12 protein-coding genes and 3 tRNA genes are annotated in these 20767 nt (G+C 66.1%); 9 read left to right on the forward strand and 6 right to left on the reverse strand.

Annotated elements, in window-relative coordinates; all coding sequences use genetic code 11:
• Positions 1 to 63 precede the first annotated feature (63 nt).
• The 3 genes from QOL57_RS19225 to ychF all read left to right on the forward strand — a co-directional run bounded on the left by QOL57_RS19225 (position 64) and on the right by ychF (position 2524).
• Positions 64 to 681, forward strand: coding sequence for a 50S ribosomal protein L25/general stress protein Ctc (locus QOL57_RS19225; protein ID WP_089238965.1), 618 nt, complete (start codon positions 64 to 66; stop codon positions 679 to 681).
• A 50-nt stretch (positions 682 to 731) separates the two neighbouring features.
• Complete coding sequence (pth, locus tag QOL57_RS19230; protein ID WP_089238967.1) at positions 732 to 1310, forward strand: aminoacyl-tRNA hydrolase; 579 nt, start codon at positions 732 to 734, stop codon at positions 1308 to 1310.
• A gap of 122 nt (positions 1311 to 1432) precedes the next feature.
• Positions 1433 to 2524 carry a redox-regulated ATPase YchF gene (ychF, locus tag QOL57_RS19235; protein WP_089238969.1) on the forward strand — a complete coding sequence of 364 codons (1092 nt, stop codon included), beginning with the start codon at positions 1433 to 1435 and terminating at the stop codon, positions 2522 to 2524.
• 549 nt (positions 2525 to 3073) lie between these two features.
• On the opposite strand, the gene QOL57_RS19240 is transcribed toward ychF, so the two are convergent.
• From QOL57_RS19240 to QOL57_RS19265, 6 genes are all read right to left on the reverse strand, one after another.
• On the reverse strand, positions 3074 to 6337 hold the full coding sequence (locus QOL57_RS19240; protein ID WP_089241184.1) for an autotransporter outer membrane beta-barrel domain-containing protein: 3264 nt from the start codon (positions 6335 to 6337) through the stop codon (positions 3074 to 3076).
• Positions 6338 to 6599: 262 nt separating this feature from the next.
• Positions 6600 to 7241, reverse strand: coding sequence for a response regulator transcription factor (locus QOL57_RS19245; protein WP_089238971.1), 642 nt, complete (start codon positions 7239 to 7241; stop codon positions 6600 to 6602).
• On the reverse strand, positions 7238 to 10438 hold the full coding sequence (locus QOL57_RS19250) for a hybrid sensor histidine kinase/response regulator (RefSeq protein ID WP_089238973.1): 3201 nt from the start codon (positions 10436 to 10438) through the stop codon (positions 7238 to 7240). The genes QOL57_RS19245 and QOL57_RS19250 overlap by 4 nt, the downstream gene beginning before the upstream one ends.
• Before the next feature lie 126 nt (positions 10439 to 10564).
• Positions 10565 to 11782: an EAL domain-containing response regulator gene (locus QOL57_RS19255; protein WP_089238975.1), complete on the reverse strand. Its 1218-nt coding sequence runs from the start codon at positions 11780 to 11782 to the stop codon at positions 10565 to 10567.
• Positions 11779 to 14544, reverse strand: coding sequence for a response regulator (locus QOL57_RS19260; protein ID WP_089238977.1), 2766 nt, complete (start codon positions 14542 to 14544; stop codon positions 11779 to 11781). The genes QOL57_RS19255 and QOL57_RS19260 overlap by 4 nt, the downstream gene beginning before the upstream one ends.
• A 173-nt stretch (positions 14545 to 14717) precedes the next feature.
• The gene (locus QOL57_RS19265) at positions 14718 to 17456 is read right to left on the reverse strand and encodes a TonB-dependent receptor (protein ID WP_089238979.1); all 2739 of its coding nucleotides are present in this window, start codon (positions 17454 to 17456) and stop codon (positions 14718 to 14720) included.
• Between the two features lie 170 nt (positions 17457 to 17626).
• Between QOL57_RS19265 and QOL57_RS19270 the strand changes: the two genes are divergently transcribed.
• The 6 genes from QOL57_RS19270 to QOL57_RS19295 all read left to right on the forward strand — a co-directional run.
• The gene (locus tag QOL57_RS19270; protein WP_089238981.1) at positions 17627 to 18646 is read left to right on the forward strand and encodes a cyanophycinase; all 1020 of its coding nucleotides are present in this window, start codon (positions 17627 to 17629) and stop codon (positions 18644 to 18646) included.
• Between the two features lie 111 nt (positions 18647 to 18757).
• Positions 18758 to 19768 carry an isoaspartyl peptidase/L-asparaginase gene (locus QOL57_RS19275; RefSeq protein WP_089238983.1) on the forward strand — a complete coding sequence of 337 codons (1011 nt, stop codon included), beginning with the start codon at positions 18758 to 18760 and terminating at the stop codon, positions 19766 to 19768.
• 144 nt (positions 19769 to 19912) lie between these two features.
• Positions 19913 to 19998, forward strand: a tRNA-Tyr gene (locus QOL57_RS19280).
• 26 nt (positions 19999 to 20024) lie between these two features.
• Positions 20025 to 20098: transfer RNA gene (locus QOL57_RS19285), tRNA-Gly, on the forward strand.
• A gap of 48 nt (positions 20099 to 20146) precedes the next feature.
• Positions 20147 to 20222, forward strand: a tRNA-Thr gene (locus QOL57_RS19290).
• Positions 20223 to 20261: 39 nt separating this feature from the next.
• On the forward strand, positions 20262 to 20767 hold a 506-nt coding region (locus tag QOL57_RS19295), incomplete at its 3' end, for a GTP-binding protein (protein ID WP_283401539.1).

Raw genomic sequence — 20767 nt, forward strand, 5'->3', positions numbered from 1 at the left:
CTGGTCGCGGAAGTGCCTTCAACCGCCAAGCCGCAAGGCAAGGCAACAACCGAGTAGTCGAAAATGTCGAAGACCCATGAAATCAAGGTCACCAAGCGTGAACTGCAGCGTAAGGGTGCGAGCCGCCGCCTGCGTACCGCTGGTGTGATCCCGGCGATCGTGTACGGCGGCAACGCCGAACCGGTCGCCATCAGCCTGGACCACAACGAAATCTGGCTGGCTCAGCAGAACGAGTGGTTCTATGCCTCGATCCTGGACCTGAACCTGGACGGCCAGGTGCAGAAGGTGCTGCTGCGTGACATGCAGCGCCATCCGTTCAAGCAGCTGATCATGCACCTGGACTTCCTGCGCGTGAACGAGAACGAGAAGCTGACCGCTTCGGTTCCGCTGCACTTCATCAACGAAGACACCTCGCCGGCTGGCAAGGCTGCCGACGTCGTGGTCGCCCACGAACTGAAGGAAGTGGCCATCAGCTGCCTGCCGAAGGACCTGCCGGAGTCGATCGAAGTCGACCTGGGCGAGCTGAAGGCTGGCGACGTTGTGTACCTGTCGGACATCAAGCTGCCGAAGGGCGTGGAAATCCCGGCGCTGGCGCTGGGCAAGGACCACGACGACGCGATCGTCACTGCCAAGCACGGCAAGCAGGACGCTGCCGACGCTGAAGAAGCAGCGGCCGAGTAATACCCCGCGGCGCCTGTCCTTCGGGGCAGGCGCCGTATCTGGATGGAACGATGGCAGGATTGCGACTGATCGTCGGTCTGGGCAACCCCGGATCGGAGCACGCCCGGACCCGGCACAATGCCGGGTTTCATTTCGTTGAGGCCCTGGCCGAAAAGGCCGGTGCACGCTGGAACGTGGACAGCAAGTTGTTTGGCGAGACCGCCAAGGTCGACATCGCCGGACAGACGGTGTGGCTGCTCAAGCCCGCCACCTTCATGAACCTCAGCGGCAAGTCGGTCACCGCCGCGCAGCGGTTCTGGAAGATCGAGCCGGAGGAAACCCTGCTGGCCCACGACGAACTGGACCTGGCGCCCGGCGTGGCGCGGCTGAAGTTCGACGGTGGCCACGGTGGACAGAACGGCCTGCGTGACACCATCCGCTTGCTCGGCCACGGCAAGTTCCATCGCCTGCGCGTGGGCATCGGCCATCCCGGCCACAAGGACCGCGTGGTGGGCTGGGTGCTGGGACGCCCCTCCAAGGACGATGAAGTACTGATCTCGCGCGCCATCGACGATGCGATCGACGTGCTGCCGTTGGCAGTGCAGGGCGATTTCAGCGAAGCGATGAAGCGGCTGCACACCCCGAAGTAACCCGTTTTGGGTAGGTGCCAACCTTGGTTGGCACAGATGTTGATCGGCAACACCGAGATGGATTGGCCAAGCGGCGCGCGCGCTGTTTCACCAATCACTTTCACCCCAGAGAGCTGTCACCCATGGGTATCAAATGCGGCATCGTCGGCCTGCCCAACGTCGGCAAGTCGACCCTGTTCAACGCGCTGACCAAGGCGGGCATCGCCGCGGCGAACTTCCCGTTCTGCACCATCGAACCGAACGTCGGCATCGTGCCGGTGCCGGATCCGCGTCTGAACGAACTGGCAGCGATCATCAACCCGCAGAAGGTCATCCCGACTGCGGTCGAGTTCGTCGACATCGCCGGCCTGGTGGCCGGTGCCGCCAGCGGCGAAGGCCTGGGCAACAAGTTCCTGGCCCACATCCGCGAAGTGGATGCGATCACCCACGTGGTGCGCTGCTTCGAGAACGCTGACGTCATCCACGTCAACAACAAGGTCGACCCGATCTCGGACATCGACACCATCGATACCGAACTGGCGTTGGCCGATCTGGACAGCGTCGAGAAGGCACTGAACCGCGCCGAGCGTGCGGCCAAGGGTGGCGACAAGGATGCAGCGGCTCGCAAGCCGGTGCTGGCCAAGCTGCAGGCTGCGCTGGCCGACGGCAAGGCCGGTCGTTCGGCGGGCCTGGACGAGGAAGAGAAGGCGCTGGTGCGCGATCTGTTCCTGCTGACCCTGAAGCCGGTGATGTACATCGCCAACGTGCTGGAAGACGGTTTCGAGAACAACCCGCACCTGGACGCTGTGCGCGCCCGTGCCGCCGAAGAAGGCGCACAGGTGGTGCCGGTGTCGGCGGCGATCGAAGAAGAGCTGTCGCAGCTGGACGACGAAGACCGCGATACCTTCCTGGCCGACCTCGGCCTGAGCGAGCCGGGCCTGAACCGCGTGATCAACGCGGCCTACAGCCTGCTCGGCCTGCAGACCTACTTCACCGCTGGCGTGAAGGAAGTCCGCGCGTGGACCGTGCGCAAGGGCGCCACCGCGCCGCAGGCTGCCGCGGTCATCCACACCGACTTCGAGAAGGGCTTCATCCGCGCCGAGACCATCGCGTATGACGACTTCATCAAGTACAAGGGCGAAGCCGGCGCCAAGGAAGCCGGTCGCCTGCGCCTGGAAGGCAAGGAGTACCGCGTGCAGGAAGGCGACATCCTGCACTTCCGCTTCAACGTCTGATCGACGACGCAGCGCAGTGCAGTGATTGCCCACAGGACCCCGCAATGCGGGGTCTTGTTGTATTGGGCGCCTGTCAGAACGGGCACACGAGGATCGTGTCATTGCGCGTTTGCGCTGCAGAAGCGCCAGCCCGGCGTTGCGGATGGCAGTGGACATAAATTCACCACACGTTGAAACGCTTGGCGTGCAGGGCTTGCGGCTACTTGTCCACATCAAACCCCCACGGCTTTCCACCTCACGTGTGGAAAACCGATGAGGCGGCTGGACAAAAAACAGCCACTCCTTGAAACGCCTGCGGCATAACGTTCAAGGCGGGTTGTCCACATCAAGTTCGCATTGCTTTCCACCTGCTGTGTGGAAAACACGCACCTGCCTGCATCCTGGACAGCCTGGACAAAAAAAAACCAGCGTCGAAAACGCTTGTCGTGCGTGGCTTACGACCACTTGTCCACATCCAACCCCCATCGATTTCCACGCGCGGTGTGGAAAACAACGAGGGGTCCGACGAAGCATCGCCGGACCCCTCGATGGGCTAGCCAGCAGTATGTCTTACCAGCGGTAGGAGACGCCCAGCTGACCGCTGGTATCGCGGAAGCCCATGCCGCCGGTCTGCCGGCTGATCTCACCCCAGCCGCGCCAGCCACCCGACAGATTCACCTGCACGCCGGCCTTGGCCTCGTAGATGTCACGCGGCAACCGCCGGCGCAGGCGTTCGCCGTCCACGGCGATGGCTGCGTCGTTGCCACCGGACCACCAGTTCACCGCGACGAACGGCTGTACCTGCCCTTGGCCCTGCGTCAGCGAACGCGTGTACAGGCGCAGGCCCACACGCGTGGTGGTGCTGTCCTTGTCGCGGCCTTCGACCACCGTGCCATTGGTTTCGACCACGCGGTCGGCATCGTAGCGGCTGTGGATCACCTGCAGCTGTGGCTCCAGGTAGACACCGCGCTGCGCTGTACGCTGCACGGGCAGCACATAGCCTGCCTCGGCCGAACCGGTCCAGCTGTGCGAGCGATAGTGCTCCTTCTGCAGCCCTTCGCCCTGCACGCTGTTGCGGAACCGTCCGTACTGCAGCCAGCTGTCCACATACGCACCACTGTCCATCCGCGCGTCCTGCAACCAAGTGGCATACAGGCCCAGGCTGGTGCCGTTGACCACACCGTGTGCGGTGTAACCGGTCACCTGCGAACGGCTGTCGTTGCGTGCCCGACCCTGGCCGGCCATCACACCTGCCTGCAGCTGACCACCGGGATTGGCTTCGAAGCGGCGACCGACACCCAGCAGCACGCGGTTGAGCTGGCTGTCCACATCCACCTGGCGGCCGCGGCTGCCGGGCTGGCTGCTGCGCACCTGTGCCCATGCAATGGCGTCGCTGCCGCCGTCGGTTGCATCGGCAGGATCGCCACTGCGGTCGTACAGGCTGTGCCGGAACATACCCAGCGCGCTGCTCTGGTTGGCCATGTACACCGCCGGCTCCGGGCGCTCCACACGCGGCGGGACCGGCGGTAGCGGCGGGTCGACCGGCGGGACCACCGGCGGATCGATCGGTGGATCAATCGGCGGAGCAGGCGGATCAATCGGCGGAGTCGGCGGATCAATCGGCGGCTCCGGCGGATCGGGCGGTTCCGGCGGGTCGACCGGCGGTACGTATTCCGAGCGCAGGTACCAGTTGCCGTCGTCCGGCGTGGCGACGCCACCCTTGTACAGGAAGTAATCGTAGGCGCCGGCCACCGCGCGTCCCTGCAGCGAGAACTGTGCATCGGACTGGCCGCCCACGCTGATCAGGCGAATGCCTTCGCTGGTCAGGGCACCGGCGCCCCCCGCGTTGCGCACGCTGACGGATGCAGTGCCACTGCTGTTGCCCTGGATCACCAGCTGGTCACCCAGCGAGGCATCGTCGCCCAGTGCGCGGTTGAACAGCCAATGGCCATCGTTGCCGACATAGTCGCCGGTGACGGTCAGGGTCTTGAAATCGTCAGTGGTGGGCGCGACGAAGGCGATGGTGCCGGCATGGTCCAGCGAGCCGACGCTGGAATTGCCACGCACGTTCCACTGGCTGCTGTCATCGATTGCCAGCTGCGCGACCTGGTAGCCCGAGTCGATGCGCAGTGCGCCGTTGAACACGGTGCCGTTGCGCAGTGTCATCTGCACGTTGGCGGTGGCGCTGTCGACCACGACATCGCCGGTCAGGCGGCTGTTGTCGGCAGTGAAAAGAATGTCCGCGGTGGCGACCGAGCTGCCATCGGTGAACACGGTATCGCTCACCCGCAGCAGGCGGCCACCGTCGAGGTTGCCCTGCTGGCGCGCGACGACATCGGTGTTGTTGAGCGTCAGCTCGTGGTTGCTGCCCTGCAGCCACAGCGCGGGACCGTCCTGGGTCTGCAGACTGCTGTTGTTGAATACCAGACGGTCCCAGTACGGCCCGAACACCGTGATGTAGGAACGATAGGCACCCGAATTCGTCCCCTGTGCCTGGATGCTCAGGTTGTCGGCGGTGAGCTTGGCGGTGTTCATCTGCACGATGCCGAACGAGGATGCACCCAGCGTGGTGATCGAGCCTCCGTCCAGCTGTACATCGGCGGTGCTGCCGCCGAGGAAGACGCCCCCGCCCCCGGTGCCGTAGGTGGTGATGTCCAGATCCTTGGCACGGATGCGCGAATAGGGCGTCGGCGGATTGCTGCCCGAGGCGCGCAGGCCGTAGACACCATCGCCGTGGGTATCGATGCTGCCGCCGGTGATCGTGGCAGTACCGCCCCAGACGTCCACGCCGTGGCCGTAGCCGTTGTCGCCATAGGTGCTGATCGTGGTATCGGTGAGGTCGGCCAGCGAGTCCGCGCCGGACAGCCAGATACCGGACGAGCCATCGCGCACCGTGAAGTGGGCGCCGTTGGTGGTCAGCTTGGCCCAGCTGTTGACGTTGACGCCATAGCCGCCGACGGTCTCGAAACGGCCGCCGGTGATATCGGCGGTGGAGTACACGCGGTTTCCACTGTTGCCGAGCAGGCGGATGCTGCTGCCGCTGCTGCTGGCACTGCCGCCCACGATCTGCAGCGTGCCACCGTTGTCGATATCGAAGTAGCCGTTGACCACGTCCACGTCGCGCAGCGACAGCACGCTGCCACTGCCGTTGGAGGAGACGCGCCCGCTGTAGCCACTGGTGGCTTGCGCGAAAGTCATCGTCAGCGATTCCAGCGACAGCAGTGCACTGCCCTCGGCGTACACCGCGCTGTTGGTACCGCCGTTGATCTCGGTACCGGCCACATGCAGTTCGCTGCCGCGCCCACTCGAATACAGCGCGTGCCCGCCGCTGCTGACACTGCCACCGTTCAACCACACCTTGCCACCGCCGGTGGCATTGACCGTGCCGTAGCCGGAGCCGTTGCGGTAGGCATTGATGACCAGGTTGTTGGCGCGGATCACGCTACCAGCACCGCTGGCGTTCAGCGCATAGCCGACGGTGGTGCTGCCGTTGCCGACCTGCAGGATGCCGCCCTCGATCAGGACGCTGCCGCCGGCGCTGGCAAGGATGCCGCTGCCTCCTCCAGTGCTCGAGATCCAGCTGCCATTGACGGTAATGGTGCTGCCGACACCATTGGCCTCCAGCGCGTAGCCACCGGCACTGTGCGACAGCATGTCGTCGGCGCCCAACTGCAGGCTGCCGCCATCGGTAACCTTCAGCGGCCCCTGCAGTTCGGCCGCGTGCACGGGCAGGGCGGCCCACAGCGCGCTGGCCAGCAGGCTGGGAATCAAGGGGAGGCGCGAAGCGCGCGCGCAGGCGGACGCACGGCGGCGCCGTGGGGGAGAGGCGTTCATGCTGGTGTATTCCTGTGGCAGGGCGCAGCGCGGCCGCGCGATCTGGCGCGGCAGGGCCGCGTCGCTGTGGAAACCGGGCGTGATGGCCGCTGCAGGCGCCATCCGGTTTCGCTCCCGCCGGTAACGCGATGACGATGGGAAATCGTCACCGTGGCGGGATGCATCCAGACTAGAAACCAGCCCTGTCCGATGGAATCAGGCGTTTCCTAAAGCACTTCGCGCCCTGCGCATGGGCGGGGCACGGTTCAGCGATGTGGAGGCCTCAGCCGAACATCGACGACTGCAGGCAGTACTCGATCAGCGCCTGGTCGCTGTCCACACCCAGTTTGCGCATCGCGTTGATTTTCTGCGTGCTGACCGTCTTCGCACTGCGCTGCAGCTGGCGGGCGATGTCACCCACGCTCATGCCCCCGGTGAACAGACGGATGACTTCCAGTTCGCGCGGCGAGAGGCGCGCCAGCACCACCTCGGCATCGGCCGGTTCTGCGGCGGCAACCGGCAGCAGGCCGGGAGGGCGGTAGACGCGGTCGGCCAGCACCGTGCGCAGCGCTTGTACCAGGCTGCCCAGGCCGTGGCTCTTGAGCACCACGCCGCTGGCACCGGCTGCGTACATGGCCGCCACCAGCGAAGGATTGGAGACCATCGTCAACACCAGCAGACGCACATCGGGGAAGCTGCGACGCAGGAACGAGATCAGCTTGATGCCATCGCCGAAGCTGTCACCACCGGGCATGCTGTAATCGGTGATCACTGCGTGGGGCAGGGTGCTCGTCATCAGCTCGATCAAGGTCACTGGATCGGCGGCCTCGCCGACCACGTCCAGGTCCAGTTCGCCGGCCAGGACATCGCGGATGCCGGCAAGCACGATCGGGTGGTCGTCAGCGATGAGGATGCGGGTGGTCATGGCGGTGCCGGGTTGCTGGAAGGTGAGGGGGGGGCGACGTGCGCCAATGGTTGCAGCAGCCGCTGCAGGCGCCGTTGGAAATGGTCGAGCGCCGTAGCGAGAGCAGGTAATTCCTCGCCTTCGCCGATCTGCTGTTCGATCTGCTGGCCGTGTGCCACCAGTGCCGGTGCGCCAACGATCACCAGTGCGCCGCGGATGCGGTGCAGCACCTGAGCCACGCGTTCTGATGCGGCATCGTCGATCGCCCGCCGCAGGCTGTCCAGGTCGGCCTGCATGGTCTGCACGAACAACGCCTGCATTTTCTCCGGAACCTGCAGTGGCGCATCGGCTTCGTCGTCGATGGGCTCGCTGCGCGGCCGGGCTGCAACCTGGGTCAGCAGGCGCTGCAGTGCTGCCAGGGTGATCGGCTTGACCAGCACCCCCTGCATCCCCGCCTCATGGCAGCGTTGCCGCTCGGCAGGGTCGGCGTTGGCGGTGGCGCCATGGATCGGTACGTCAACCCCGCGCGCGCGCAATGCACGGGCCAGACCGTAACCATCCAGTCCCGGCATGTTGAGGTCGGTCAACACCAGGGCGAAAGGATGCTGCGGCCAATACCGCAGGGCTTCATTGCCATCACTGGCGACTACGGCATGGCAACCGAGCTGTTCCAGCTGGTCACGCAGGATCGCCTGGTTGATCGGGTTGTCTTCGGCGACAAGTACCTGCAGCCCGAAGCTGCGTGGCGCCGGCAGACGCCCGTTGACCTCGGCGGGCAGTGCCTGCCCGGCCGCGGCCGCCAGCGCGAGCACGATCGCATCCAGACGATGCACGCCGACCTGCCAATGCCCCTGCACCTGTTGTGGCTGCATTCCACCTTCGCGGCAGGCCACCACCTGCGGTCCACTCCACGTGGGCGTGCCCTCGTCCAGTACAAGGTCGAGCATCACCGCGCCAGGATCGGCAGGCTCCGGCGCATCATCGCGATGCACGCTGGCCTGTGCGCCGCGCTGCTGCAACCGCTCGGATATCGATTGTGCAAACTCGCGGACGCTGCCACGGACCTGCACCGGCAACGCTGCCGGCAATCGCGGTGAAGGCGCTTGCAGCGGATCGGGTGTTGCCTCGGGCAGTGGCAGTTCGACCGAGAAACTGCTGCCCAGCCCGCTTTCGCTGACCACCCGCAGGTGGCCTTCCATCATCGTGGTCAGATGCGCACAGATGGCCAGGCCCAATCCGGTACCCCGCATGGCATCGGTGCCCGGGTTGGCCTGGAAGAAGGGTTCGAACAGATGTGCCTGGTGCTCGCTGGCGATGCCGATGCCGGTATCGGCCACCTGCCAGCGCAGCCAGCAGCGATCATCGATGTGCTGTGCGCCCAGACGCACCACGACCCGGCCGCTGTCGGTGAATTTCAGCGCATTGCTGATCAGGTTGTTGAGGATCTGGCGGATGCGCGCGGCATCACCGTTGACCGCAGCCGGTACGTCCGGATCGATGCAGGCATAGAACTGCAGGCCCTTGTGTGCGGCGGCAGCGGCGTAGGAGTCCAACGCGTCCTCGGTCAACCGCACCGGATCGAACGCGCCGGGCTCCAGGCTCAGCTGGTCGGCCTCCGCCTTGCTGACGTCCAGGATGTCGCTGATCAGCTGCATCAATGTCGATGACGAGCGCTGGATCGTGTCCAGGTAGTCCTGCTGGCGCGCATCCAGCGGGGTCAGGCCCAGCAGCTCCAGCGTGCCGAGCACGCCGTACAGCGGGGTGCGTATCTCATGGCTCATGGTGGCCAGGAACTGGCTCTTGGCGCGGTTGGCCTGGTCAGCCGCACGCCGTGCCTGCTGCAGCACCTGTTCGGCCTCGTGCTGGCTGCTGAGGTCGATGAACAGGCACAGCACGGCGGGTTCGCCGCGATAGCGCGCGGGCGTCGCGGTGATCAGCAGATGGCGGTTGTCCGGCGTGGTGTAGGCCAGACCGTCGCCCGCCGCGGTACCGCCGGTGGCGAGCACGCTGCGCCGCCAAGGCCCGTGCCAGCCACCGTCGTCGTGGTCTTCCCCCAGCCAGTGACGCGCCAGCGCGTTGTCCAGCAGCACGCGGCCATCGGTACGACGCAGCAGGCACAACCCGATCGGTGCGTTGTCGAGGATGGTGCGGCTGAAGGCTTCGCTTTCCAGCAATCGCGCATGGTTGCGGCGCAGTGGCTCGATCACCGAGCGCCGGTAGGCACGCAAAACCAGCACGCCACCGGTGGCCAGCAGCAACGCCACCACCATGCTGCCCAGCAGGGGGCCGCGCGGGTGCTGGAACACCTGTTGCCAGCCAACGTGGTACACCGCCAGCCATCCCTGTTCGCTGCGCATGCGGAACAGCAGGCCGTCCAGACCCGCGCGCCAGGACGTGCCTGCGCGGCTGGCATCGCTGGCGTCACCCAGCAGCAGGCGGCCGTTGCCATCGAACAGCGACATCCGTTCGAACACCGGTGTACCCATCACCTGGCGGTAGTCATCAACGCGGCCGGGATCCAGCAGGCAGGCCACCGCGGCCAGCGACTCGTCCTCGCTTTCGCCCCACAGGCGGGCATCCTGCGGTGCGTGCGCGATGGCAAGCAGCCGGGTCTGTCCCTCGCGCCAGGCCACTGGTGTCCAGACCACGTTGCCGCGCCGCAGCGCTGGCCGTTCGCGCAGGACCTGGTGGATGGCGGTCAGTGCCGGCTGCAGGTGATGCGGGCTGCTCTGGCCCGGATCACCGCGCGCGGTCTGGATCGGTGCAAGCAGGCCACGGCGGCCTTGGCCATCGACCAGCAGGCACTGCGGAGGCGGAAACCGGGAGGCCGCCCAGAAGGCGCCGTAGAAGCGCAGGAAGCGGTCGCCCAGTTCGGCCGTTGCCTGTGTCGAGGCGCTGCCGTCGGTACCTATGCGCGCGAAACTGGCGAACAACGGGCTGGGCTGTGCACCTGAGGCGGCCTCGTCCACGGGCTGCCCGCGATTGCCCACGTCATGCAGGCGCCATTGCCGCAGGAAGCGATCCTGTTCCTGCAGCGTGCCGTCCAGGCGACGGAAGTGATAGCGGATCTTGCTCTGTTCTTCGTTGAACAGCTGGCTGCCGGTGGACAGCAGCAGGCCGGCCTGCAGGGTTGCCAGCACCACCACGCCAATCAGCAGCGCATGTACGCGCAGGGAGCGGCGGGCGAGTCGGCGTACGGGAGCGGCCTCGGCCGGCATGGACAGGTCTCGGAACAGTAGGCGGTCGATGGCGGCCCGAAGGCCCCAGGGCACGGCCGGTGCCGCCGCGCAGAGAGGATCGTCAATGACTCTTGATGGGATTGTGAAGCTTTTCAGCAGCGCCTGTCAGCGCGACGCGGCCCGGCCGCCGCCGGCGGCAGCATGGGGAACATCTTCGCCGAGCAGACGGGTGAAGTCGTCCGACGGCAGTGCCTGCGAAATCAGGAAGCCCTGTACCTGGTTGCAGCCGAGCTGGCGCAGCGCGGCCAGATCAGCATCGCTCTCCACGCCCTCGGCCACGATGGTCAGGCCGAGCTGGTTGGCCAGCGCGATCACGGTGGTCAAGGTCAGGTGCAGGGCGGGATCGCGCGCGCAACCGCTGACCAGCGCACGATCGATCTTGACCTCGGTGAAGGGTGTATTGACCAGGTTGTGCACCGAGCTCAGCCCTTGGCCGAAGTCGTCCTGGGCCAGGCCGAACCCTTTCATCCGCAAGCGGCATGCGCCTGCATAGAAGTCGCTGACGTGGCGGGTGGTGCTGTTCTCCATCAGTTCGAAGCACAGATCAGCCGGATTGCCGCCCGCGGCCAGAGTCAGTGCCAGCAGCTCATCCGGAAGATCGGACTGCTCCAGCAGGTGCGGTGGCAGGTTGATCGATACCGGCACGCGGAATCCCTGGGAGCGCCAGCGCGCCTGCGCCTGGATGCTGGCCGTGAGCATCGCGCGCAGCAGTTCGCCCTCCAGGCCATGACGACACAGCGCCGGCAGGAAGCTTCCAGGCGCCAGTGTCCCAAGCTGCGGGTGGCGCCAGCGCACCAGTGCCTCGGCGGCAACCACGCGCCCGGACTGCAGCGATTTCTTCGGCTGGAACCAGGCGGTCAGGCTGCCGTCGGCCAGCGCCTGCCGCAGTTGCGCCGCGTCCGGCTCGGGCGTCAGCGCGGCGGGGCTGGTACGCACGGCCGGCCGGGTCTGCGCCAGTGCATCGAGCAGTGCATCGACATCGCTGGCGGCGACCGGTTTGGCCAACAGGCCGACCACCTCCAGGCCTAGTGATTCGGCCATCAACCGTGCCGAACTCATCATCCGCCGCGAGGCTGCGCTCACCACGGCAAGCCGCGGCGGGCGCGGTTGTGCGGCCAGTGCCTGGATGAACTGGATGCCATCCTGGCCGGGCATCAACAGATCGCTCACCACCAGGTCATAGGCCTGGCAGGCGCACAGGGCGATTGCCGCATCCACGTCTTCGCAGGCGTCGACCTGCACGCCGGCGCGTGCGCTGAACAGATTGACGAGGTAACCACGTTGGAATGGCTGGTCTTCCAGGATCAGGACACGGCGGGTCATGCAGGATCTCCTTGGCGAACGGCGGAAAGCGCCTGACGCAGGCGTGCGATGTCGATGGGTTTGCTCAGATAGCCCTGCATCCCGCTGGCCAGGCAGCGCTCGCGCTCCTCGGCGGTCGCGTTGGCGGTGGCGCCGATCACCGGCAGCAGATTGCCCTCCGCCCGCAGTCGGCGCGCCAGGGTGTGGCCGTCCATGCGCGGCATGTTGATGTCGGTGACCACCAGGTCGAAGTCATGGGTCTGGCACAGCTGCAACGCCTCGACACCATCCTGCGCAAGCTCCACCTCGCAGCCCAGGGCCTGCAGCTGTTCGGCCAGGATCACCCGGTTGATGGGATTGTCTTCCACGGCCAGCACCCGCAGTCCCAGCGGACCCGGTTGCACATCGCGCGCTGCGGTCGGCAGCGTTGCGCATTGCCGCTGCTGGCGTGCGACCGCCAGGGCAATCGAGGACATGCCGTGCAGGGTGACCAGCAGCGCGCCATCGGCGGTGGGCGCGGGTTGGTCGCCACCATCGATCGAGGCCAGCACCCGCGGTCCCTGCCAGGCCAACGGCTGTTCCGCCTCGCCATCCATCAGGATCGCGCCGGCGTGGTCGAGCAGGGCAGGGTCGCCCTGCAGGGGCTGCGCACTGGCACCCCAGCGGCGCAGCCAGCCACAGGCACTGTCGACCAGCTCGCGATCGCGGCCGCGCACGTAGACCGGCGGTTCGGCCAGCAATGCCGGGCCATCCTCGGTCGCGGCCAGCACCGGCAAGGGCAGGCGCACGGTGAAACTGCTGCCCAGTCCCGGTTCGCTGACCACGCGCAGTTCGCCACTCATCAACCGCACCAGGCGGTCGCTGATCGACAGGCCCAGCCCGGTGCCCTGCGCGCTGGCGGCGCCGCGGACCTGGCGGAAGGGCTCGAACAGGCGCGCCTGTTCCTCGGTGGCGATGCCCACGCCGGTATCGGTGACCTGCCAGGCCAGCACGCTCGACTCGCCTTCGCGCTGCACCAGCCGCACGCGCAGCACCACCCGGCCATGCTCGGTGAATTTGATGGCGTTGCTGAGCAGGTTGCCCAGCACCTGGCGGATCCGGTCGGCATCGCCGAGCACCCGTGTCGGCAACCGTGGATCGGTACAGACCAGTACCTGCAGGCCCTTGCGCGTCGCCGCAGCGGCGAAGCTGCGCAGCGCGCTCTCGGTCAGCTCGCGCGGCGAGAACGATGCCGGTTCCAGGCTCAGCTGGCCCGACTCGATCTTGGACACATCCAGCACGTCGCTGATCAGTTGCAGCAGCACCGAGGAGGAACTCTCGATGGTGCGCAGGTACTGCGACTGCCGTGCATCCAGTGGCGTGCGGCCGAGCAGCTCCAGCGTGCCAAGCACCCCGTACAGCGGCGTGCGGATTTCATGGCTCATGGTCGCCAGGAACGCGCTCTTGGCCTGGTTGGCGGCGTCGGCCGCCTGCCGCGCCGAGGACAGCGCCGCCTGCGCCTGTCGATGGCGTGAGATGTCATGGAACACGCACAGCAGCACGTCGTCATCCTGGTAGCGGCAGGCCGCATGCAGCACCTGCAGCTGGCGACCGTCGCGTGCGGTGAACTCCAGCCCGCGACCGCGTTCGCCGGCATGGCCGCGCCACGGGGCCTGCCAATCGCTGTCGGTGCCATCCTCGCCCAGCCAGTCGCGCAGCAGCTGGTTGGACAGCAGCAGCTGGCGGTCGCTGCGACGCAGGACACAGATGCCGACCGGCGCCAGGTCGATCACCGTCGAACTGAAATCCAGGCTTTCCAGCAGCCGCCGGTGCTGCAGCAGCGCCGGTTGGATCAACTGGCGGTCGACGCGATGCCGCAGCAGACGCAGGGCGACGCCGGCCAGCAGCAGCAACGCACTGCTGATCAGCAACGAGGTCGCCATGTCACCGAGCAGCAGGCGCGGAGGCAGGTGATAGACCAACCGCCAGCCGTCATTGCCTACCCCCTTCACCAGGGCCACGCCGCGCGGCAGGCCCGTGCTCCAGAGCACGCCGAAACTGTCGTCCTGGCGCTGCTGCAGTGCTTTCCAGCCTGCGCTGTCCAGGCGTGGCGCCAGGCTCGACAGGGCCGGCTGCCCATCGCGGTCCAGCAGGGCGTAGCCGCCGATGCCCTGGCCATCGATCATGTCCGAAGCGGCCGCACTGTCCAGCAGCAGCATCAGCCACTGGCTCGGCTGCGCTCCGGTCTGTACCGGTTGTGCCAGGGCGACGCCGGCATCGCCCGCGCGCAGCCAGTACACCGGATCGGTACCGGCAAGCGTGCCGCTGCGCTGCCGCAGCACCTGCAACGTGGGCAGGCCGGCGATGTCCACGTCGGCCTGGCCGCCCGCCAGCCAATGCGTTCCCTGCGGATCAACCAGCAGCAGATGGGTCTGCAGGGTCTGCAGCGTGTGCTCTGCGCGCGGCGACAGCAGCAGGCGCTGGCCGGGCTTCCCGCCCGGCCCGTCCAATGGCAGCTGGCGTACGCCCTCGCTGGACGGCACCGACGGATCGCCCACCACCACCGAATCGCCCAAATAGCGCAGCAGGGCCTCGCGCTGGTCGAAGTAGATCTGCGCCTTGTACGCGGCGGCATTCATGTCGCGGCGGTGGCTGGAGATATCTTCGGTCAACGCCGTCAGCAGATAGAAGCCGGTGGCGGCCGCTAGGCACAGGAACACGCACACCGTCAGCCAGCGCAGCAGCACCGAAGCGGTGGTCGGCGGTGCGACCAGGGGCAGGGAAGGGCGAGGGAATCGGAACATGCACCGATCCTAGGGAGGACGGTCACCCGTCCGGAATCAGCCATGTCCTAAAAAGCGGCCTGCATCCCGTGCAGGAGACCACCGGCGGGGAACCGTTCAGGCTGGCGCTGGCGATCAAAAAAAAGACCCCCGCCGAAGCGGGGGCCTGTAACGTGCTGCCAGCAGGGGCGCCCTTACAGCGCGCTGCCGCCGAACTTGTGCGTGTACTGCAGGTTGATGGTGCGGCCGACGCTGTCGAACCAGGACACGTCGTAGTAGGGGTACGCCGTGTAGGTCTTGTCCTTCGGCGGCATCTTGTTGAACACATTGACCACCGACAGCGACAACCGCGAGTGATCGTCGAAGCGGTACTGCAGCGAGGCGTTGTAGCGGTAGGTCGCCTTGATCCACGGGCTGTCGCCGCTTTCCTCGTCGAACACCTGGTCGTAGCTGTCCGAGGTCGGCAGCTTGCCAAGGCGCGAGCCGTACACGGTGGCCGACCAGGCATCCTTCTCCCAGGTCACGCTGACGCTGGTCTTGGTGCGCGGAATATCGAAGCCGCTGTTGATCGCGAACTGATCTTCGGTCACATCACCGGCATAGCGCTGGAAGTCATGCTTCTTCACCCAGGTGTGGGTGCCATTGAAGATGAAGTCGCCGATGCCGGTCTGCAGGCGGTAGCGCAGGCCGACGTCGACGCCGGAGGTGGACTCGCGCGCAACGTTGATCGGGTTCACATGCACGCCGTACAGACGGCCATCGGCAGTGCGGGTGATGCGGGCCAGGGCGTCCACGCAGGTCGGTGAGCCGATGTCGGCGCTGCCCAGCCGGCAGTTCGCTTCGTTGGCCAGGATCGTACGCACGTCCATGTCCTGCACCTGCTCGCGCATGTCGATGTTGAACCAGTCGGCCGACAGGTCCAGGCCGGCGGCCGGCGACCACACGAAGCCAGCGCTCCAGGACGTGCTGGTTTCCGGTTCCAGCTCGCGGTTGCCACTGCGGCTGCGGATCACGTTGCGCTCGTAATCGGCGCAATCATCGGCGGCATCGGCGCGGCAGTTGTACAGATCTTCCGCGCTGGTCTCGTCGTTGCCCGGGCCGGCGAACACGTAGTGCAGGTCCGGTGCGCGGAACGCGGTGCCGTACGAGCCGCGCACCAGCAGCGTGTCGATCGGACGCCATTCCAGGCCGCCGCTCCAGGTCGCCTTGCCGATGGTGTGGCCCGAATAGCGGTACTGGTCGTAACGGCCGGCCACGCTCAGGTTGACCGTTTCATGCAGCGGCATGCGCAGCTCGGCGGCGGTCGCCCAGCGGTTGCGCGAGCCCTTGCCGTCCGAATCCTTCCAGCTGTAGTAGTAATAGCCGGTCGCCAGCGGATCGGGATTGAGCGCATAGGCCTGCTGGCCCACTTCCACCGTCGCGGCAAAGCCGGCATCGCCACCGGGCAGGGTGAACAGCGAGCCATTGGTCAGGGTCAGCGCCGCCGTCTCGGTGCGCGACTTCGGCGTATAGGTGGTGCGTGCGGCGATCGAATCGTACTCGGCACGGGTCAGCGGCCGGTACAGGCGCGACGGATCAGCGTTGTAGATCGGGAAGCCGTCATCGTCCTCGCCCAGCTGCGGGCCCAGGAACAGGTCGTTGGCCTTGGACGCGATGATCTGCGCCCAGCTGATCCGCGACTGGTACTGCGAATGGCTCAGTGCCGCTTCGTAGTCCCAGCTGCCGGTCAGGTTGCCCTTGAAGCCGGTGGTCACGCTGAAGGTCTTCTGCGTGCTGCGCACCATTGCATTGTCCAGCCCGCCCATTTCCTCGGGCGAGAACTGGCGCTGCCAGAACTCGATCTCGCCGGTCGCTTCATTGTTGAAGTAGCCAGACTCATCACCGTCGGCGGCCATGCGGCCCCACTTGGTGACATCGCGCATCAGCGACATCGTGTGGTAGCCCAGTTGCACGTCGGCGAACCACTGCTGGCCGTTGTCGAAGTCGTAGCTGAGCGAGGCATAGCCGTTGGCGCCGCGGCGCTTGCTGAGGATCGTGCCGTAGCCGATCGCGCTGTCGCTGCCGCAGTAGTAGCCGTAGCGCGGGCGGAACGCGCGGTAGGTGCTGCCCTGGTTCTGCGCCGACAGTGCATCACAGGTCGCTGCGCCCGGGTCCAGGTAGTCATCGTTGTAATCGGTGCGCAGGTAGGAACGACGGGCGATGCGCGCGCCTTCGGTCGGGCCGTCCTGGGTCGAGTCCTGGATGTCGCGGTCGTAGGCCCACAGCGGCGTCTGCGACTGCAGTTCGACGCTGTACACCGCGTTGAAGTTGCCGCTGCTGAAGCCGCTGGCCAGGCTCATGTCGAACGACTCACCACCGCCTTCGGTGGTGGTGCCCATGCGCATGTCGATGGTGGTGCCATCGGCCTTCTTCTTCAGGATGAAATTGACCACGCCGGCGATCGCGTCCGAGCCATAGATCGCCGACGCGCTGCCGGTCAGCACTTCAATGCGGTCGATCATGCCCAGCGGAATGTTGGACACATCGGTGAAGTTGCTGCGGCCCTTGAACGGCATCGGGAAGTCGGCGATGCGACGGCCGTTGACCAGCACCAGGGTGTGGTTCGGCCCCAGCCCACGCAGGTCGACCTGCTGCGCACCCGGCGAGAAGTCGGCGCCACCGGAGGACTGCTGGCTCTGCGTCTCACCGCCGTTCTGGGTCATCGCGCGCAGCACGTCCGGCACGGTGGTGAAGCCGCTGGAGCGGATCTGCTCTGCGTTGATGACAGTGATCGGCGCCGGCCCTTCCACCTGGGCGCGCGGGATGCGCGAGCCGGTCACCTGCACCGCATCCAGCTGTTGTACCGAAGAGGAAGCGGGAGTCTGCGCCGCCGCCGAAGCAGCAACGCCCATCAACGCCAGCTGGATCGACCACGCCATCGCCTGTCTACGCATGAGAAATTCTCGGAAGTAATGCCGGCCCGCAGAGGAGGGGCCCTGTCCCCCATTCACATTTCAGGAACGGGCGCGCGCATTTAACGCCTTTTTTATGTCCTTGACTACTGGGGATATGTCTGGCAAAGAGTGAAAACGGTTGCAGGTCGTTTTTGTTCAGGGAGATCAAGATGCGACGCCTTCGCTACGGGCTGCGTGGCCCGCTCCTCGCCTTGGTGCTGTCGGCGCTCTGCTGGACATCGCCTGTGGCGGCACAGGAACTGATGGACCCCGGTTTCGCCTATTACGAAGTGGGTGATCTGGATGCGCCGCGGCCCGGGCCGCGAGCCCCTGCGATGATGCTGATGGGCGGCGGCGAATGGGTGCCTGAAGCCTTCCAATGGTGGCTGCGCCAGGCCGGCAATGGCCGTGTGCTGATCCTGCGTGCCTCCGGCGCCGATGAACTGCAGGACCGTCTGTACCGGGAGATTGGCGGCACTACCGCCGTGCAGACCCTGGTGTTCGACAACCGCCGCGGTGCCGACGACCCGGCTGTGCTGCGGGTCGTGGCTGCGGCCGATGCGATCTTCATCGCCGGCGGTGATCAGTCCCGCTACATCCGCTTCTGGAAGGGCACCGCGCTCAATCGCGCGCTGAATGCCCACGTGCGGGCCGGCAAGCCGATTGCCGGTACCAGCGCCGGGCTGGCCATCCTCGGCGGCTACGCCTATGGCGCGCTGGATGGCGGCAGCATCGATTCGGCCAGCGCCATGGCCAACCCGATGGGCGAGGCCGTCACCATGGATCGCGGCTTCCTGCAGTTGCCCTACCTGCAGCGGGTGGTCACCGACACCCACTTTGACAAGCGCGATCGCCTCGGCCGCCTGATCGTGTTCGTGGCCCGCGCCGCGCATGACAGTGGTGACCCGGACATGGTCGGCATCGGCGTCGATGAAGACACGGCCCTGTGCGTGGAGCCTGACGGCCAGGCCCAGGTCTACAGCGCCGACGGCGAAGGCAAGGTCTGGGTGGTCAGCCCCGGACGCGATGCCGACCGGCTGGTGGAAGGTGAACCCCTGCGCTTCCACGCGGTGCCGGTCACCGTGGTTGCCAGCGGCAGCCGCATGCGCCTGGACGACCTGCAGGCCGACGCGGCCTACCAGGCCTTGGCTGACATCAGCGACGGCGAGATTGAAGTCATCCGCCAATGATCCGGTAGCGCCGGGCCATGCCCGGCGGATGCCGCCGCGCTGTGCCTTCCACCGGGCATGGCCCGGCGCTACCGTGCAATCCAATCCCTTTCCTGCTGGAGATCTGCTTCCATGAAACTGCGCCTGGCGCTGTCCGCGCTGTTGTCCCTGCCACTGCTGGCCCAGGCCGCACCCACCGCATCACCGCTGCTGGTCATCCACGGCGGTGCCGGCGTGGAGCGCAAGGATCTCTCCGCGGCAGAAGAACAGGCCGCGCGCGCTGCGCTGAAGGCGGCCTTGCTGAAAGGCCATGCCGAACTTGCCGCCGGGCGTCCGGCAATGGCGGCGGTCACTGCGGCCATCACCGTGCTCGAGGATGATCCGACCTTCAACGCGGGCAAGGGCGCTGTGTTCACCCACGAAGGCCGCAATGAACTGGACGCGGCGGTGATGGACGGTGCCACCCAGGCGGCCGGCGCAGTGGCCGGCGTGCAGCGCGTGCGCAACCCGATCCTCCTCGCGCAGACGGTGATGCAGAAGTCCAGGCACGTGATGATGGTGGGGCAGGGCGCCGAAGCCTTCGCCACCGAACAGGGCGTGACCCTGGTCGACCCCTCCTACTTCCGCACCGACAAGCGCTGGCAGCAGCTGCAGCGTGCATTGAAGGAAGAGGCGAGCGGGCACGCGCATGCCGATCTGGAAACCGCAAAGCACTTCGGCACGGTCGGTGCGGTCGCCCTGGATGCACAGGGGCATCTTGCTGCGGGCACTTCCACCGGCGGCATGACCAACAAGCGCTACGGACGTGTCGGTGATTCGCCGATCATCGGTGCCGGCACCTGGGCCGATGCGCGCTGTGCGGTATCGGGTACCGGTTGGGGCGAGTACTACATCCGCACCGCGGCAGCCCATGAGATCTGCGCGCGCATGCGTTACCTCGGTCAATCGCCGCAGCAGGCTGGCAAGGGCGTGATCAACGACGCGATTCCGCAGATGGGTGGCGACGGCGGGGCGATCGTGCTCTCCGCAGAGGGGAAAGCAGCGGCACCGTTCAACACCCAGGGCATGTATCGGGGCTGGATCGGGGCCGATGGCGTGGCCCACGTGGCCATCTTTGCCGACGAGACAATTGCACTGCCCTGAGCAGACCCTTGCGTATCAAGGGGTTTGCGACGCGCGTGAAAAAAAGTGAAAAAAAGCGTTGACAGACCCCCGCTTCATCTCCAGAATTGCGGGCTCACCACCACACACCGCAACGCTTCGGCGGCACGGGACGGGGTGGTAAAAGGAGGGATACCCAAGCGGCCAACGGGGGCAGACTGTAAATCTGCTGGCTTACGCCTTCGGTGGTTCGAATCCACCTCCCTCCACCAGCTTCACGTTGTGGCACATTCCCGGTGCGGGAGTAGTTCAATGGTAGAACCTCAGCCTTCCAAGCTGATGGTGCGGGTTCGATCCCCGTCTCCCGCTCCATTGAGTGAACTTTGAATATTATCGAGTTCATGCCATAATGCAAAACTCGCTCACATAGCTCAGTCGGTAGAGCACTTCCTTGGTAAGGAAGAGGTCGAAGGTTCGATTCCTTTTGTGAGCACCATCTTCAGCACCACACCAGACGAATTCGAGATAAGCAGCCATGGCCAAGGGTAAGTTCGAGCGCACCAAGCCGCACGTCAACGTCGGCACCATCGGTCACGTCGACCACGGCAAGACCACGCTGACCGCCGCACTGACCAAGATCGGTGCAGAGCGCTTTGGTGGCGAGTTCAAGGATTACTCCGCGATCGACGCCGCGCCGGAAGAAAAGGCACGTGGCATCACGATCTCGACCGCGCACGTCGAATACGAATCCACCGTTCGTCACTACGCCCACGTCGATTGCCCGGGCCATGCTGACTACGTCAAGAACATGATCACCGGTGCTGCCCAGATGGACGGCGCGATCCTGGTGTGCTCGGCCGCTGACGGCCCGATGCCGCAGACCCGCGAGCACATCCTGCTGTCGCGTCAGGTCGGCGTGCCGTACATCGTCGTGTTCCTGAACAAGGCCGACATGGTTGACGATGCCGAGCTGCTGGAACTGGTCGAAATGGAAGTCCGCGAGCTGCTGAGCAAGTACGACTTCCCGGGCGACGACACCCC

The organism is Stenotrophomonas sp. yr243, assembly GCF_900184195.1.
GTDB classification, from domain to species: domain Bacteria; phylum Pseudomonadota; class Gammaproteobacteria; order Xanthomonadales; family Xanthomonadaceae; genus Stenotrophomonas; species Stenotrophomonas lactitubi.